A 13,682-nucleotide genomic window follows, 5' to 3' on the forward strand; every position below is an offset into this window, starting at 1 on the left:
GTCGTCGGCGCGTCAGGAACCGGTCGTCGACCCGGCGTCGGCGTCGGCGGTGTCGGGGTCGTGCTCGGCGGGGGCGGACGGGAGGTGGAGGGTGGCGATGGCGCCGCCGGTGGGGTGGTTGGTGAAGGTGAGGGTGGCGCCGATGACGCGGGTGTGGCCCTGGGCGATGGTGAGGCCGAGGCCGTGGCCCTTGCCGCGTTCGCGGACGCTGGTGCGGAAGCGCTGGGGGCCGTCGCGGAGGAGTTCGTCGGGGAAGCCGGGGCCGTGGTCGCGGACGGTGATCCGGTGGCCGTCGACGTGCAGGTGGATGGCGCCGGCGCCGTGGCGGTCGGCGTTCAGGAGGAGGTTGCCGAGGATCCGGTCCAGTCGGCGGAGGTCGGTGCGGACCGAGGCGTCCGCCGCCATCTCGACCTCGACCTCCAGCCCGGTCAGCGTCACCGTGCGGCGGACCGCGCGTTCCAGCGGCACCGCCGAGAGGTCCGGCAGTTCGGCGTCGGCGTCCAGCCGGGACACCTCCAGGAGGTCCTCGACCAGGGCGCGCAGCGCCTGCACCCGGTTCTGCACCAGTTGGGTGGGCCGCCCCGGGGGCAGCAGTTCGGCCGCCGTGACCAGCCCGGTCAGCGGGGTGCGCAGCTCGTGCGCGACGTCCGCGGTGAACCGCTGCTCGTCCTCAAGACGCCGGTGCAGCTCCCGCGACATGAGGTCGACGGCCGCCGCGAGGTCGGCCACCTCGTCCCGCCCGTCGACGAGTTCGCCGATCCGGGTGTCGGTGCGGCCGGCGGCGATCCCGCGGGCCGCGGTCGCCGCCGTCCGCAGCCGCCGGCTGATCCGGTCCGCGACCAGCACCCCCGCGAGCACGGTGATGAAGACGGAGGCGACGACGGTGATCAGGATGATCCGGTCCAGATCGGCGATGGCCTGCCGGTCCTGGGAGAAGTCGACCCGGACGGACAGCACTTCGCCGCCGTCGCGGACCGCGGTCGCCGCCCACATCGCCTCGCCCTCGGGCCCCCAGGCCAGCAGCGAGCCGCGCCGCCCGGCCGCCGCGAGGGTGCGCAGCTTGGCCGGCAGCGCCGGGTCGTCGAGCGTGGCGTGCCGGGCGCCGCCCGCGAACTCCTCGCCGCGCTGGTACGCCCCGAGTGTCGCGTCCAGCGCGGTGAGCGCGGAGCCGCGCGCCTGGTCGACGTGCTGGCGGACCATCGCCTGGTGGACGAGCAGCCCGACCGCCACCGCGACCAGGACGGAGATGGTGGCGACGGCGGTGGCGATCTGCCGACGGAGCGTCATCCGCCGGAGGGTGATCCGGCGGCGCTTCACGGGGCGGGGTTTCACAGGACGTGCCTTCATTCGGGGCGCCGCAGCTTGTAGCCGAAGCCGCGGACGGTCTCGATCCGCCCGCCGCCGATCTTGGCGCGCAGCCGCTGCACGTGGACGTCGACCACCCGGGTGTCGGCGCCCCACTCGTAGTCCCAGACCCGTTCCAGCAGGACGGCGCGCTCCAGCACGATGCCGGGCGCGGCGGTGAACTCCAGGAGGAGCCGCAGTTCGGTCGGGGTCAGCGGGACGAGGCGGCCGTGCACCCGGACCTCCATGGAGTCGGTGTCCACCTCCAGGCCGTCGAAGCTGCGGACGGGTGTGCGGGGTTCCGGCGCCGGGGGTGTCGGGGGCACAGAGGGTGTCGGGGGTTCCAGGGGTTCCGGGGTTTCCAGGGCGGGCGCGGCGGGCTCGGGGGCGGCCGGGACGACGCGGATGCGGCGCAGCACCGTACGGATCCGGGCGACCAGCACCGCGCTCTCGAACGGCTTGACCACGTAGTCGTCCGCGCCCGCCTCCAGCCCGGACACCACGTCCACCGGATCGGTGCGCGCCGACATCATCAGGATCGGCAGCTGGCTCTCCTCCCGGATCCGCCGGCACAGCCCCACCCCGTCGAGCAGCGGCAGCATCACGTCCAGCAGGACCAGGTCGGGCCGCACGGCGTGGAAGGTCTCCAGCCCCTCCAGGCCGTCGGCGGCCGTGGAGACCGGGAAGCCGTAGCGCTCCAGGGCCAGCCGGGTCGCCTCCCGGATCACCTCGTCGTCCTCGACGATGAGGATGTGGGGGTGGCTGGGTGCCGTGGGGTTCATGGCTTGCTCTCCGGGACGGGCGGCGCGGCGCTGGGCGTGATCGGGCGGGGCTGGGCGGACTGCGCCTCCTTCGGGCCGACCGCTCCCGCGCCCGAGCCCTCGCCCCCGCGGCTGGGCGCGGGCGTCGCGTTGGGGGCGTCGGAGCGGCGGATCGTGGGCACCGGCTGGGCGGGCACCTTGTCGGACCCCTTGTCGGACCCGCTCGGGCGGGCGGCGGACGGCTTCTCGGGCGTCTGCGGCGTCGGCGCGGGCTCCTGGGTGGGCCCGATGCCCTCGACCTTCTGGTCGGCCAGGGCCAGCCGCACGCCGTCCCAGTGGTAGAGGCGGCTGGTCCGGGTGGAGGCGGTGGTCGGCTCGTACAGCCACAGCTCGGTGCCGACCGTCTCGGCGCCGAACAGCTTCATCAGGGGGACCCGGAGGACAGGCAGGAGCCGGTCGCCGGAGGCGGTGTAGACGTGCAGCACGGCAGCCTCGGCCAGGCTGACGGCGACCAGCAGTTCGGGGCGGCCGTCGCCGGTGAGGTCGCGGTACTCGGGGCTGCGCAGTTCGCAGCCCGCGCACGGTTGGAGGACCCGCCGTTCGTCCTGGGTCACGCCGGGGTCCTTCGCCAGCAGCGCGCGGACGTCCACGGCGGTGATGTCCTGCCCGGGGACGGCCACGTCCGGGACCGGTTGCGGCGACGGCTCCGGGGTGCGGCCGGCCGCGGAGTCCAGCGGCGTCCGCGAGGGGGCGGTGGCCAGGCCCGGCCAGAGCGGCACCTTGGCCGGCGGGCGGGTGACGGGCGCGGCGCCGCCGTGGTCGCGCAGTTCGCCGGGGGCCGCGCAGCCGACCGGCAGGGCGAGGGCCGCCGCGGCGAGGAGGACGGGGAGGAGGACGCGCGGACGGCGCCGGCCGGCGGTACGGCGGTGGGCGGTGCTCATCCTCCGGGGCCCTTTCTGGTGCTGCGTGCTCTGTCTGGTCTCGGTGCGCGTTGCTCGGTGACCCGCCCCGGCAGGACGTCCGGACGGCGCCCGGCGGTTCCCCCGCCGGGCGCCGTCCGGGCCGTCTCCGGCCACGTCAGCCTACGGGTGACGCCAGATCGGCCAGCACGATGATGTTGTCCGTCCAGTGGCCGTCGGTCCCGATCCGGCCGCCGCAGGTGATCAGGCGCAGTTCGGGCGCCGCCGTGTTGCCGTACACCGCCTCGGTGGGGAATTGGTCCTTGGCGGCCTGGATCAGCTTGCGGATCCGGAAGTCCACCGTGCTGCCGTCCTCCCGCCGCACCTGGATCAGGTCGCCGGGCTGCAGCTTCGGCACGCCGTGGAAGACGGCCGGGCCGTGCGCGGTGTCGTAGTGCCCGATCAGGACGGCCGGTCCGGTCTCGCCGGGGGTCGGCCCGTTGCGGTACCAGCCGACCTCGCCGGCCCGGTCGGCGGCCGGGACCTCGACCGTGCCGTCGGGGTTCAGTCCGAGGCCGGTCACCGGGGCGTCGACCCCGGCCGTCGGCACCAGCAGGCGGGTCGGCCGCGAGGCCGCGAACGGACGGGGCGCGGCGGCGGGTTTGTCGGCGGCGGTCCCGGAGGTGCTGCCGCCGGCAGTCCCGGGCGCCGGGTTGGCAGTGGCGCCGGTGGACACCGAGGCGGCGGGGGCGCCCTGACGGGCCGAGGTCTCCACCCGGACCACCGGCGGCTCGCCGTGGCCGGAGACCGCGACGGTCGCGCCGATCGCCAGGCAGAGCAGCCCGGCCGCACCGAAGACGCTCCGGTTCAGCCCGCCCGCCCCGCCGCTTCGGGCGCGCCGCCCGTGGCGTCCGTGCTGCGAGTCGTCCCGGTCGCGGTGGCGCCGCGCCGCCCGGACCCCGTCGCCGCCGTCCGGATCGGCGGCGACGGGGTACGGGGCGCGCCCGGGACGGTCGTCAGCCTCGCGCACCGGAGCGGCGGCGCAGCACGGCGAAGCCCAGCGCCCCGGCGCCGATGGCGGCCACCGCGCCGCCGCCGGCGAGCTTGAGGCCGGAGGAGTCGTCCGCGCCGGAGCCGTCGCCGGCCTGGGCGGCGCCCTTGGGCACGTCACGGACCTGCGGCGTGGTGCCGGTGGGCGCGTCGGGCTTCGCCGCCTCGGGCTTCGCCGGAGCGGCCGGAACCGGGGTCGCGCCAGCGCCGGAGCCGGCGTCCCGGCCGGCGGACGGGACCGCCGACGGGTGGTCGGCGGGCCGCTTCGACTCCTTCGGCGCGGCCGAGGGCTGTGCCGGGGCCGGCGTGGCGGTCAGCGGCACCGGGGACGGCGCCTGGTCCTTGACGGCGGCACCGCTGCCGGTGTCGGCCGCCGCAGCGGGCGCCTTCGGGACCGGGGTGGCGGACGCGCCACCGTCGGCCCAGGCCTGCCCGCCGGTGACGGCGGTCAGCAGGGCGGCGCCGGTCAGGGCGCAGACGGCCGACAGCCGGGAGACCGTGGTCGCCCGCCAGCCGCGGTTGGTGGTCGTACGCATGGCCATCCGAACTCTCCTTCATCGTTGGTGACGCGGGCTCCGGCACCCTGCGGCCGGTGCGTCATGAGTGACGGTAGGAAACCCGTGTCGCGGTCCCCGGCCGGTCGTGTCACGACGACTCATCGGCTGCGTAACAACCGTCCGGCGATCCGTCAGGCGGCTGCCCGGCCGGTCGTTCCCGGCCGGAAATCCGCTGGTCGACGCCCCTGCGGCGCCCGTAACATCCACGCGTGACCGAGAACGACAGCGAGAACGAGAACGACGGCGAGTACGAGAACGCGAACGCGCGCGAGGTGTGCTGGCGGGGCCGGAAGGTCGCGTTCGCGACCGTCGACGTCGACGACGCCGAGGTGCTGCAGCGCTGGCGCTCCGACCCCGTGGCCGTCCATCAGATCGGCTACTGGCCCCGCGCCCTCTCCGCCCTGCGCGAGCGGCTGGAGCACCAGCGGGACGACAACGACCGGGACGACTTCCTCGTGCTGCTCCCCGACGGCACGCCGATCGGCCACATCGCCCTCTTCGACCAGGACCTCGCCGACGGCACGGCGGAGATCTCGCTGCTGATGGACGCGGGGCACCGGGGGGCGGGCCACGGCTCGGACGCCGTCGACGCGCTGGTCGACCTCGCCTTCGGCGAACTGCCCCTGCACCGGCTCCAGGCCGTCACCCACACCGGCAACGCCGCCGCGCTCGCCGTGCTGGCCGGCGCGGGCTTCGTCCAGGAGGGCGTGCGCCGCTCGGCGTGCCTGCACCGGGGCAGCCGGTACGACGTCGCGGTGCTGTCGCTGCTCCGGCCCGAGTGGGAGGCGCTCACCCGGCCGCGGTCCTGGGAGCTCTGACCCTAACGACCTTGGGAGCAATATCAGCTCCCGGATCTGCGTGGCGGCCTGGGCCCTGCGCGATCAGGACGCCGCTGAGGAGGAGTGACGCCGGTCAGGCGGATCGCGGTTGATGCAATCTTGACCGGCGCGTCATGGTCAGGGAGTGGACCGCAGCGGCCGTGCCCGCCGCGTCATCCCCGGCGGCTGGAGTAGAGGCGGGGGCTCGGGGCCGGGGTCATCGCTGTCGACGACTCCGGCGGCTGCGTGGTCGAAGTCGGCGGGCCAGCGGGTGTGCTCGCTGGCCAGGGCGCCGGTCAGGCGTGCTTCGACAAGGTTGGCGGTGCTCAAGTCGGTGCCGCGCAGGTCGGCCATGCGGAGGTCGGCGCGGTGGAAGACCGCGCCATGGGCGTCGGCCTTGCGCAGGTTTGCCTCGCGCAGGTCGGTCTCGGTGAAGTCGGCGTCACGCAAGTCGGTTTCGACTAGCTTCGCGGCCCGTAGGTCGGCCAGAATGCAGCGAGCTCGGCGGAGAATCGCAGTCGTGAGGTCGGCGTGCCGCAGGTTGACCGAGACCAGGGACGCCTGGGTCAGATTGGCGTGGTACAGGCCCGCCGCCTCCATGCAAGCGCGGTCGAAGTTGACCTCGGGGAACCACAGTCCGTCGCAGTCGGCCCGGCGCAAGTCGGTGATGCTGAGATTGACCCAGGACTGCTCCCTGTGCTGGCACAGTACACCGAGCGCGGTCAGTGCCACCTGGGCGTCGGCGGCGCGAGTCTCCAGGGGGGCGATGTCGTTGATGGGCACGTCTGCCGCCGGTGATTCCGGCCCGGCGGGTGGCCAGGGCAGGTGTGTACGCAGATACGCGGCCTGGATGGAGATGATGGCCTCCCGGTCGCGGGCGGACTGCTCCGCGATCCGCCACAGCGCGTGCAAGCCGCCGATGCGCACATCCAGCTTGTCGCTGCCGAGCTGGTCGACAGCCCGGCTGAATCGGTCGGTGACATAGCCCTCCTGGGTGGCGCGCAAACCGTCCTGACTCACTCGCAGTTGCCGCCAGGTGGCGTATGCGCCGAAGAGCACGACCAGGCCGCCGACTACCTGTAGAAGCGTCGTACGGACATCGTTCACCGCCTTCAACTGATCCTGCGCGGCGACGCTCGCCCCGGCGAGATCGTGGTCGACCACCACCCCCGGCAGTACGACGAACACCGTACCCAGAATGACCAGCCCCGCCCCGGCCAGCAGACCTGCGACTACACGACGTCTGAGCAGCCCGTCGTGCCACGCCCGCCCCCCGCGGTCCGGTTCCCCCATCTCCATGCATGAGAGCCTAGGCGCCGCTTATAGGACGATCAAGAGTGCTGTGCCTCCGCCCCGTGACATGAGAACGGCCGTACGGGTTGGATGAGTTGTGAGGCTTACCTGGGCCCGTGCGGCCTGTTCCCAACCCGCCCTGTCCGGCATCTCGCGCACACACTTCGGCGAGTTGCTCGAAGAACTCGCGCCCCGGTGGCAGGCCGCGCGGGAGTCGGCGCTACACGAGCGGCGTGGCGGGGACCGGAGGCGGGCGGCCGGCGCCGGGCCCAAGCAGCGCCTGGTCTTCGTCGACCGGCTCCTGGTCACGCTGGTCCACCTGCGACTTGGGATCCCGCACGCTGCGCTGGCCGAGTTGTACGCAGTGGACCGTTCCACTGTCTCCGGAGCGATCCGTGAGGTCCGCCCGCTGCTGGCGGCCCGCGGTTTTGCCATCCCGGACCGGCCGGGGGTGCGGCTGCGGACGCTGGAGGACCTGTTCGCCTACGCTGGCGCGGAGGGCGTTGACCTGCGCATCGACGGCACCGAAGTGCAGGTCCGCCGCCCGCGCGCCCACCGCCCCGGCCGCAAGGCGTTCGTCTCCGGCAAGAAGAAACAGAACACCATCAAGACCACCACCTTCAGTGACCCGCAGGGTCGCACCCTGTTCAGCGGCGTGATCCGTCCAGGCCGCATGCACGACCAGACCGCCGTGCGCACCAAGGGCATCGCCGAGCAGTTCCACCTGCACCCCAAGGTCAAGGCCGAGGTTGACGAGGGCTACCGGGGCCTGGCCAACGAGTTCCCCAGCCAAGTCAGCGCCCCGCCGAAGAAGCCGAAGGACGACGCGCCGCTGGGTGAGCACCACGCCTGGCGCGAGGCGCGACGCCGTCAGTCCTCCGCGCGGATCTGCGTGGAGCACACCAACGCCGAGTACAAGCAGTGGCGGCCCCTGCAGCGGTTCACCGGCCGCCGCGAGACCTACGCCGAGACCCACCTCGCGATCGCCGCCCTCGTCTCTGACCGCTCCGCCCGGCGGGCGACCCGCCGCAAGGCGAGCACAGAACTGGTGCTCGCCCGGCAGGCCGCCTGCTGATCACCCACCAGCCAACCCGCCGGTCCGGCACGCCCCGAACTCAATCGCTCCCAAGGTCGTAAGACGCGTCGGAGGCCGGGGAAGCCGCCGGGGCGGAGCGGGTGTGGGCGGCGAGGACGGAGTCGAGGAGGCCGGGGAAGCGGTGCTCCAGGTCGACCGCGCGGAGGGCGGAGAAGCGGCGGTTGGCCTCCTCGCGCTGGGTGATCAGCCCGGACTCGCGCAACACCTTGAAGTGGTGGCTGAGGGTGGAGGGCGCGACGTCCACCGGGAAGGTGCCGCACGCGCGCTCCGCCTCGGCGCGCAGCACCCGGACGATGGTCATCCGGGTGGGGTCGGCGAGCGCGTGCAGGACGTCGAAGAGGTCGATGTCCTCGGTTGCGGGGTGGGTGAGTGCCGGTCGGCGGCGGGTGCTGCGGGGCATGGTCGCCCTCCCTGATCTGCGATGTTCGACATCCATCGAAACTGTGTGGTACCACTGCCTCGGGTTCAATTTCGTAGTTCGTCGAACATCGTAGTCGAGGGGACCGACACCCATGCGCGCACTGGTGATGACCGCACCCGGCGGGGCCGAGAACTCGCAGGTCCAGGAGATCGGGGTACCCGAACCCGGCCCCGGGCAGGTGACGGTCGACGTCGCCTACGCCGGGCTCAACTTCGTCGACGTGATGACCCGCCGGGGCGACTCCGCGTACGCGCCCGAGTGGCCGTACCGGCCCGGCAAGGAGGTGGCCGGCACCGTCCGGGCGCTCGGCGCGGGCGTCACCGGACTGGCCGTCGGCGACCGGGTGGTCGCCGCACCCGTCGGCGCCGGGCTCGCCGAGGTGGCGACCGCCGAGGCGGTGCTCACCGTGCCGCTCCCGGACGGGGTCGGGCTGCGCGAGGCCGCCGCCGTCCCGCTGGGCCTGGCCACCGCACTGCTGCTGCTGACCGACGCCGGCCGCTTCACCGCCGGGGACACCGTCCTGGTGCACTCGGCCGGCGGCGGGATCGGCCACGCCCTCGCCCAGCTCGTCCCGCTGTTCGGCGGCGGCCGGCTGATCGGCACCGTCGGCCGCCCGGAGAAGACCGCCACCGTGCTCGCCACCGGCTACCAGCACGCCTTCGCCCGCGACGAGGCGCTCGCGGAGGCGGTCCGGGCCGCCACCGGCGGCCGGGGCGTCGACCTCGTGCTCGACCCGCTGGGCACCGAGGCCCTGGACCTCGACCTCGCCGTGGCGGCCCCCGGCGCCCGGATCGTGCTGTTCGGCAACGCGGGCGGCGGCGCCGTCGCCGACCTGCCCCCGCTGGCCCGCCTGCTGGCGGGCAACCTGACCGTCACCGGCTTCAGCCACCGCGGCCTCGCCGCCACGGCCCCCGAGCGGCTCGCCCGGGCCGTCCGCCGGGTGGTCGACCTGCTCGCGGACGGCCGCCTGGAGCTGCCCGTCACCGAACTGCCCGACCTGGCCGCCGTCCCGGCCGCGCACGACGCGATGGCGGAGCGGCGGGCGACCGGCAAGTACGTGGTGCGGATCGGCGGCTGAGCCCGCCCGGGCCCGGGGGAATCCGATCAGGTCCGACCGCTTCCGACCAGCTGTGACCAGCCGTGACCCGTCCTGACCGGGTCGCGGCGTGGACCTAGGTCGGAGGATCGAGGACGACCCGAACCGCAGCCGGAGGCCCGGCCACCGCTTGATCCGTACGGTGTCGGTATGAGCGTCGACCTCGGAAAGTACTTCGCACGCATCGGGTGGGACGGCGAACGGGCACCCACCCTGGCCACGCTCCGTTCACTGCAACACGCACACGTACTGGCCATCCCGTTCGAGAACATCGACGTGGTGGTCGGCACCGTGCCGTCGCTGGACCTCGCCGACCTGGAGGCCAAGCTCGTGGCCGGCTCGCGCGGCGGCTACTGCTTCGAGCACAACACCCTCTTCGCCGCCGTGCTGGAGCAGCTCGGCTACGGCGTCACCCGCTACACCGGGCGGGTGCGGGTCGGCGCCCGGCCCGGGGAGGTCCGGCCGCGCACCCACCTGGTGCTGGCCGTCGAGGTGCCCGGGTCGGACGCGGCGCCGCACCTCGTCGACGTCGGCTTCGGGTCGACGGACGCGATGCTGGAGCCGCTGCCGATGATCCCCGGGGTGGTGCGGGAGGGCCGGGGCCGCCGGCACCGGCTGGTGCTGGAGGAGGCGGACGGCCCCGCGCCGGTCTGGGTGCTCCAGGCCCGGTCCGGGGACGCCTGGATCGAGCTGGTGTCCTTCACCCGCGACACCGCGCCGCCGACGGACATCGACGTCGCCAACTGGCACGTGGCCACCCACCCGCGCTCGCCGTTCCGCCGCCTCTTCGTCCAGCGGACGCACCGCGCCGGTCACCTCGTCCTGGACGGCACCACGCTCACCCGCACCGCGCACGACGGCACGGTGACGGTGGAACAGGTCGACGGGGCGGAGGGGGTCCGGGAGCTGCTGGAGACGGAGTTCGGCATCACCCCGCCCCCCGGCATCCGCCCCGAGCGCTGAGGCCCGCCCGCCGTCCGCCCGCCCGAGTTGGCGTGATCAGGCCCGCGGCCGAGGCAGCATGCCCGCGCTCGCGGGGGCGCACACCATTTCGGGTGAACGTCGCCACCTTCGGGTGAAGCGCATGCGTACCACCCTTGGGGGCGGCGGCCCGCTCCATAAGGTGCCGCAGGGGGTCCGCTGCTCGGCGGGCCCGTACACTGCGCAAGGAGTCAACTGATCATGTCTGCTCCCGTCGTTGACGTCTGGGGCCCGGTCACTCCCGGAGCCCACTCCGAAGTTCCCTCCGCCCCGACCCCGGGTGCCGAGTGGCACCTCACCGGCGGAACGGCATGGGTCTACCACAGCCCGCTGAACCGCCGTCAGCTCGTCAGGCCCGTCATCCTCTCCGACGGCTTCTCCGCCGGGGGGAGCAAGCTCGACCAGCTCTGGAACGGTCTGGAGGAGAACGGCGAGTACCGCTTCATCTCCGAACTCCACGCGACCGGCCATGACGTGATCATCCTCGGCTACGAGGACCGGACGGCGTCGATCACGGCCAACGCCGACACCGCCATCGAGTGCATCCGCCGGGCCCTCAACGAGCGGGCTGGCAGGGCGAAGCTGGTCGTGGGCGGCTTCAGCATGGGCGGGCTGATCACCCGCTACGCACTGGCCAAGATGGAGCAGGACCCCGAGCTTCCCGACCACGAGACGGCCGTCTACCTCTCCTACGACACCCCGCACCAGGGCGCGTGGCTCCCCGTCTCCATCCAGGCGTTCACCCACCTCGCGACCGACAGCTGGGGGGACGATCCCACGCTGGGGCCCGTCCTGCGCCAGTTCTCCGGGCTGCTCAACAGCCAGGCCGCGAAGGAGATGTCGCGCTGGCACATCGCGACGGCGGACGCGACCCCGGAGCTGCCGCAGGAGCGGGTGGACTTCCTCCGTGCGCTCGACGAGGTCGGCGGCTGGCCGCGCACCCCCCGCAGGATCGGTGTCGCCAACGGCGTGGCCACCGGCAGCGGCAACGGCGTCAAGCCCGACGTGACCGCCGTGCGATGCGACGGTGAGACGCTGAAGGACACCTGGCTCAAGACCCAGGCCCAGGGCGAGCAGATCGTCGCCCGGCTGCAGAAGACCGGTAGCGACGCGCTGCTGGTCCGCACCAACGGGCTGCCCGAGATCGACGGTGCTCCCGGTGGCCTGTTCACCATGCCGTCCCCCCAGGGCGACCCCGGCAGCTTCGGCCTGGCCGCCCTCCTCATGGGCTTCCTCGGCAACGCCGTGGACCCGGAGGTCATCCTCACGTCCTGTTTCATCCCCAGCGTCAGCGCCGTCGCCGCCGGGGAGATCGACGACCAGAAGGCCCTCTACAAGCCGATCTCGTCGGAGGACAGCGCCCTCGACGCCTTCGCGTGCGCCGGCCGCAACGAAGGCCACACCACCATGACCGAGGAACTCGGGTCGTGGATCATGAGCGAGATCCTGAACAACGCGTGACCACAGGGGTGGGCGGGCCGCACCGACGCGAAGCCCGCCCACCCCGGCCCGCGTCGACCACGGCGCCCACCGTGCCGAAGCACACGCTAGGCGCGACGCGCGGTGGTGGCGAGGCCGCGGCCCAGGTCGAGGAGGCTCAGGCCGAACATCAGCACGCCCAGCGGCACGTGCAGCGCGGGCTTGTGGGTGACGCCCAGGACCACCTGGACCGAGGCGAGCGCCAGGAAGCCGGTGGCGTACAGGATCGGCCGGGCCGGGCCGCCGCCCGGGCGCCAGGCGAGGATCGCGGCCAGCAGGTAGAGCATCGACGCTCCGTACATCACCCGCGCGCCGACGCTGTGCAGTGTCTCGCCGTACGAGGTGGAGAGCAGCAGGCCGGCGGTGGTCGCCTGGAAGAAGATCGCCAGGGTCTGCAGGGCGACGGTGAGTTGGAGGAGCGTGAAGCCGCGGCGCGCGGCCGGGGTCGTCGTCGTGGTGGCCATGGTGCGGTCCCCTCTTCCTGCCTCGCGGCGGTGGATCGGTAGTGTCCCGATCGTTCGACGAAACGGGCCCGCGAAGTGTGAGGCGGGTGGGAGCGACACAGGGGGCGGGCTGCATGGGCACCGAGGGCGAGAGATTCGAACGGCAGGCGGACGCGGTCGTCGGCGAGCGGCGGCACCTGATCAACCTCGCCTACCGGCTGCTCGGTTCACCCGCCGAGGCGGAGGACGCCGTGCAGGAGGCGTACGCCCGCTGGTACGCGATGACGCCGGACCGGCGGGGAGGCGTCGCCTCGCCCGGCGGCTGGCTGACCACGGTGGTCAGCCGGATCTGCCTGGACGTGCTCGGCTCGGCGCGGGTCCGGCGCGAGCGCTACGTCGGCGAGTGGCTGCCCGAGCCGCTGCCGGACGGCGCGGAGTGGGCGGTCGGGACGGCCGCCGATCCCGCCGATCCCGCCGACCGGATCACCCTGGACGAGTCGGTGAGCATGGCGTTCCTGGTGGTGCTGGAGTCGATGACCCCGGCCGAGCGGGTGGTGTTCGTGCTGCACGACGTCTTCCGGTACCCGTTCCCCGAGATCGCCGCGATCGTCGGACGGACGGCCGTGGCCTGCCGCCAACTGGCCTCCTCGGGACGCCGGCGGGTCGGCGCCGCGCGCGTCCCGACGGCCGGGAACGCCGCCGTGGTGCGGGAGTTCCGGCAGGCCTGGGAGGCCAAGGACATCGGCGCCCTGGTCGGCCTGCTCGACCCGTCGGCCGTGCTGGTCGCGGACGGCGGCGGCCTGGTCAGCGCGGTGGCGCGCCCGGTGGAGGGCGGCGAGCGGATCGCCCAGTACCTGGCGTTCATGGCGGAGAAGGCCCCGGGCCTGGTCCTGCTGGAGCGCGCCGTCAACGGCCGCCCCGGCCTGGTCGCCCAACGGGACGGCGCCACCGCGACGGTGGCGGCCCTCGACGTCGTGGACGGCCGGATCACCCGCATCTGGGCCGTCCGCAACCCCGAGAAGCTCGGCCGCTGGGCGGCGGCCTGACCTGCTCGCTTGCGCAATCGTCCAGCAGGGCCGCAAGGCGGTTGGGGAGCGAGTGACGGGCGTGCCTCCAGGGCCTGTTGGCCTGGAGGCACGGTTCGCCGGGGGCTATTCGGCGGGGGTGCCGCGGAGGAGGAGGGGGAGGTGGGCGCCGCGGGTGAGGGCGTCGAGGGCGTGGGTGGTGCGGCGGTACTGGTCGGGGGCCATGGCGTCGGGGAGTTGGGTGCGGTGGAGCCAGTGGACGGCGGTGACGGTGTGCGGGGGGCGGTGGCGGGCGACGGTGCTCTCTTGGGCGGAGGTGAGGCGGCCGCCCCAGTGGATGAGGGTGAGGCCTTCGGGGAGGAGTTGGGCGTCGATGTGGTCGGCGGCGAGGATTCTGCGGAGCGGGAGGACGAGGCCGG

At 73.8% G+C, this 13,682-nt stretch carries 15 protein-coding genes; 6 read left to right on the forward strand and 9 right to left on the reverse strand.

The genetic code is table 11. The features are described from left to right. Positions 1 to 12 precede the first annotated feature (12 nt). The 5 genes from ACFP3U_RS22255 to ACFP3U_RS22275 form a co-directional block, all read right to left on the reverse strand. Positions 13 to 1,287, reverse strand: a complete 1,275-nt coding sequence (locus ACFP3U_RS22255) for a sensor histidine kinase (RefSeq protein WP_380227364.1) — start codon at positions 1,285 to 1,287, stop codon at positions 13 to 15. Between the two features lie 56 nt (positions 1,288 to 1,343). Beyond that, positions 1,344 to 2,126: a response regulator gene (locus ACFP3U_RS22260; protein ID WP_380227365.1), complete on the reverse strand. Its 783-nt coding sequence runs from the start codon at positions 2,124 to 2,126 to the stop codon at positions 1,344 to 1,346. Further along, positions 2,123 to 3,046, reverse strand: coding sequence for a hypothetical protein (locus ACFP3U_RS22265; protein WP_380227366.1), 924 nt, complete (start codon positions 3,044 to 3,046; stop codon positions 2,123 to 2,125). The genes ACFP3U_RS22260 and ACFP3U_RS22265 overlap by 4 nt, the downstream gene beginning before the upstream one ends. A 136-nt stretch (positions 3,047 to 3,182) precedes the next feature. After that, complete coding sequence (locus ACFP3U_RS22270) at positions 3,183 to 4,034, reverse strand: class F sortase (RefSeq protein WP_380227367.1); 852 nt, start codon at positions 4,032 to 4,034, stop codon at positions 3,183 to 3,185. Continuing rightward, positions 4,021 to 4,596: a hypothetical protein gene (locus ACFP3U_RS22275; protein WP_380227368.1), complete on the reverse strand. Its 576-nt coding sequence runs from the start codon at positions 4,594 to 4,596 to the stop codon at positions 4,021 to 4,023. Before ACFP3U_RS22275 ends, ACFP3U_RS22270 begins: the two co-directional genes overlap by 14 nt. Before the next feature lie 224 nt (positions 4,597 to 4,820). Between ACFP3U_RS22275 and ACFP3U_RS22280 the strand changes: the two genes are divergently transcribed. Next, positions 4,821 to 5,429 (forward strand): GNAT family N-acetyltransferase, encoded by a 609-nt coding sequence (locus tag ACFP3U_RS22280; RefSeq protein ID WP_380227369.1) that lies wholly within the window; start codon positions 4,821 to 4,823, stop codon positions 5,427 to 5,429. A 138-nt stretch (positions 5,430 to 5,567) separates the two neighbouring features. Here the strand turns inward: ACFP3U_RS22280 and ACFP3U_RS22285 are convergent, their stop codons facing one another. Then, on the reverse strand, positions 5,568 to 6,722 hold the full coding sequence (locus ACFP3U_RS22285; protein ID WP_380227380.1) for a pentapeptide repeat-containing protein: 1,155 nt from the start codon (positions 6,720 to 6,722) through the stop codon (positions 5,568 to 5,570). 172 nt (positions 6,723 to 6,894) lie between these two features. Here ACFP3U_RS22285 and ACFP3U_RS22290 point away from each other — a divergent pair, with 172 nt between their 5' ends. After that, positions 6,895 to 7,797 (forward strand): transposase family protein, encoded by a 903-nt coding sequence (locus ACFP3U_RS22290; RefSeq protein WP_380227370.1) that lies wholly within the window; start codon positions 6,895 to 6,897, stop codon positions 7,795 to 7,797. Between the two features lie 40 nt (positions 7,798 to 7,837). Here ACFP3U_RS22290 and ACFP3U_RS22295 read toward each other — a convergent pair whose 3' ends face one another. Beyond that, a complete protein-coding gene (locus ACFP3U_RS22295; RefSeq protein ID WP_380227371.1) occupies positions 7,838 to 8,218 on the reverse strand; it encodes an ArsR/SmtB family transcription factor in 381 nt (126 codons plus the stop codon). A gap of 112 nt (positions 8,219 to 8,330) precedes the next feature. Between ACFP3U_RS22295 and ACFP3U_RS22300 the strand changes: the two genes are divergently transcribed. The 3 genes from ACFP3U_RS22300 (at position 8,331) to ACFP3U_RS22310 (ending at position 11,777) form a co-directional block, all read left to right on the forward strand. Continuing rightward, positions 8,331 to 9,317: a quinone oxidoreductase family protein gene (locus tag ACFP3U_RS22300; protein ID WP_380227372.1), complete on the forward strand. Its 987-nt coding sequence runs from the start codon at positions 8,331 to 8,333 to the stop codon at positions 9,315 to 9,317. A gap of 168 nt (positions 9,318 to 9,485) precedes the next feature. Further along, the gene (locus tag ACFP3U_RS22305) at positions 9,486 to 10,298 is read left to right on the forward strand and encodes an arylamine N-acetyltransferase family protein (RefSeq protein ID WP_380227373.1); all 813 of its coding nucleotides are present in this window, start codon (positions 9,486 to 9,488) and stop codon (positions 10,296 to 10,298) included. A gap of 219 nt (positions 10,299 to 10,517) precedes the next feature. Further along, positions 10,518 to 11,777, forward strand: a complete 1,260-nt coding sequence (locus ACFP3U_RS22310; protein ID WP_380227374.1) for an esterase/lipase family protein — start codon at positions 10,518 to 10,520, stop codon at positions 11,775 to 11,777. Between the two features lie 86 nt (positions 11,778 to 11,863). Here ACFP3U_RS22310 and ACFP3U_RS22315 read toward each other — a convergent pair whose 3' ends face one another. After that, complete coding sequence (locus ACFP3U_RS22315) at positions 11,864 to 12,259, reverse strand: hypothetical protein (protein WP_380227375.1); 396 nt, start codon at positions 12,257 to 12,259, stop codon at positions 11,864 to 11,866. 113 nt (positions 12,260 to 12,372) lie between these two features. On the opposite strand from ACFP3U_RS22315, the gene sigJ reads away from it, so the two are divergent. Then, positions 12,373 to 13,284: an RNA polymerase sigma factor SigJ gene (gene sigJ, locus ACFP3U_RS22320; RefSeq protein ID WP_380227376.1), complete on the forward strand. Its 912-nt coding sequence runs from the start codon at positions 12,373 to 12,375 to the stop codon at positions 13,282 to 13,284. A gap of 105 nt (positions 13,285 to 13,389) precedes the next feature. On the opposite strand, the gene ACFP3U_RS22325 is transcribed toward sigJ, so the two are convergent. Continuing rightward, positions 13,390 to 13,682: hypothetical protein (locus tag ACFP3U_RS22325; protein ID WP_380227377.1), on the reverse strand; the 293-nt coding region annotated here is incomplete at its 5' end.

It is taken from the genome of Kitasatospora misakiensis (assembly GCF_042656005.1).
Lineage (GTDB): Bacteria > Actinomycetota > Actinomycetes > Streptomycetales > Streptomycetaceae > Kitasatospora > Kitasatospora misakiensis.

What these genes read in the sequence shown, in the direction of transcription:
- ACFP3U_RS22255 (WP_380227364.1), bottom strand. Translation starts at nt 1,287, where the DNA reads ATGACGCTCCGTCGGCAGATCGCCACCGCCGTCGCCACCATCTCCGTC.
- ACFP3U_RS22260 (WP_380227365.1), bottom strand. Translation starts at nt 2,126, where the DNA reads ATGAACCCCACGGCACCCAGCCACCCCCACATCCTCATCGTCGAGGAC.
- ACFP3U_RS22265 (WP_380227366.1), bottom strand. Translation starts at nt 3,046, where the DNA reads ATGAGCACCGCCCACCGCCGTACCGCCGGCCGGCGCCGTCCGCGCGTC.
- ACFP3U_RS22275 (WP_380227368.1), bottom strand. Translation starts at nt 4,596, where the DNA reads ATGGCCATGCGTACGACCACCAACCGCGGCTGGCGGGCGACCACGGTC.
- ACFP3U_RS22285 (WP_380227380.1), bottom strand. Translation starts at nt 6,722, where the DNA reads ATGGGGGAACCGGACCGCGGGGGGCGGGCGTGGCACGACGGGCTGCTC.
- ACFP3U_RS22295 (WP_380227371.1), bottom strand. Translation starts at nt 8,218, where the DNA reads ATGCCCCGCAGCACCCGCCGCCGACCGGCACTCACCCACCCCGCAACC.
- ACFP3U_RS22300 (WP_380227372.1), top strand. Translation starts at nt 8,331, where the DNA reads ATGCGCGCACTGGTGATGACCGCACCCGGCGGGGCCGAGAACTCGCAG.
- ACFP3U_RS22305 (WP_380227373.1), top strand. Translation starts at nt 9,486, where the DNA reads ATGAGCGTCGACCTCGGAAAGTACTTCGCACGCATCGGGTGGGACGGC.
- ACFP3U_RS22310 (WP_380227374.1), top strand. Translation starts at nt 10,518, where the DNA reads ATGTCTGCTCCCGTCGTTGACGTCTGGGGCCCGGTCACTCCCGGAGCC.
- ACFP3U_RS22315 (WP_380227375.1), bottom strand. Translation starts at nt 12,259, where the DNA reads ATGGCCACCACGACGACGACCCCGGCCGCGCGCCGCGGCTTCACGCTC.
- sigJ (WP_380227376.1), top strand. Translation starts at nt 12,373, where the DNA reads ATGGGCACCGAGGGCGAGAGATTCGAACGGCAGGCGGACGCGGTCGTC.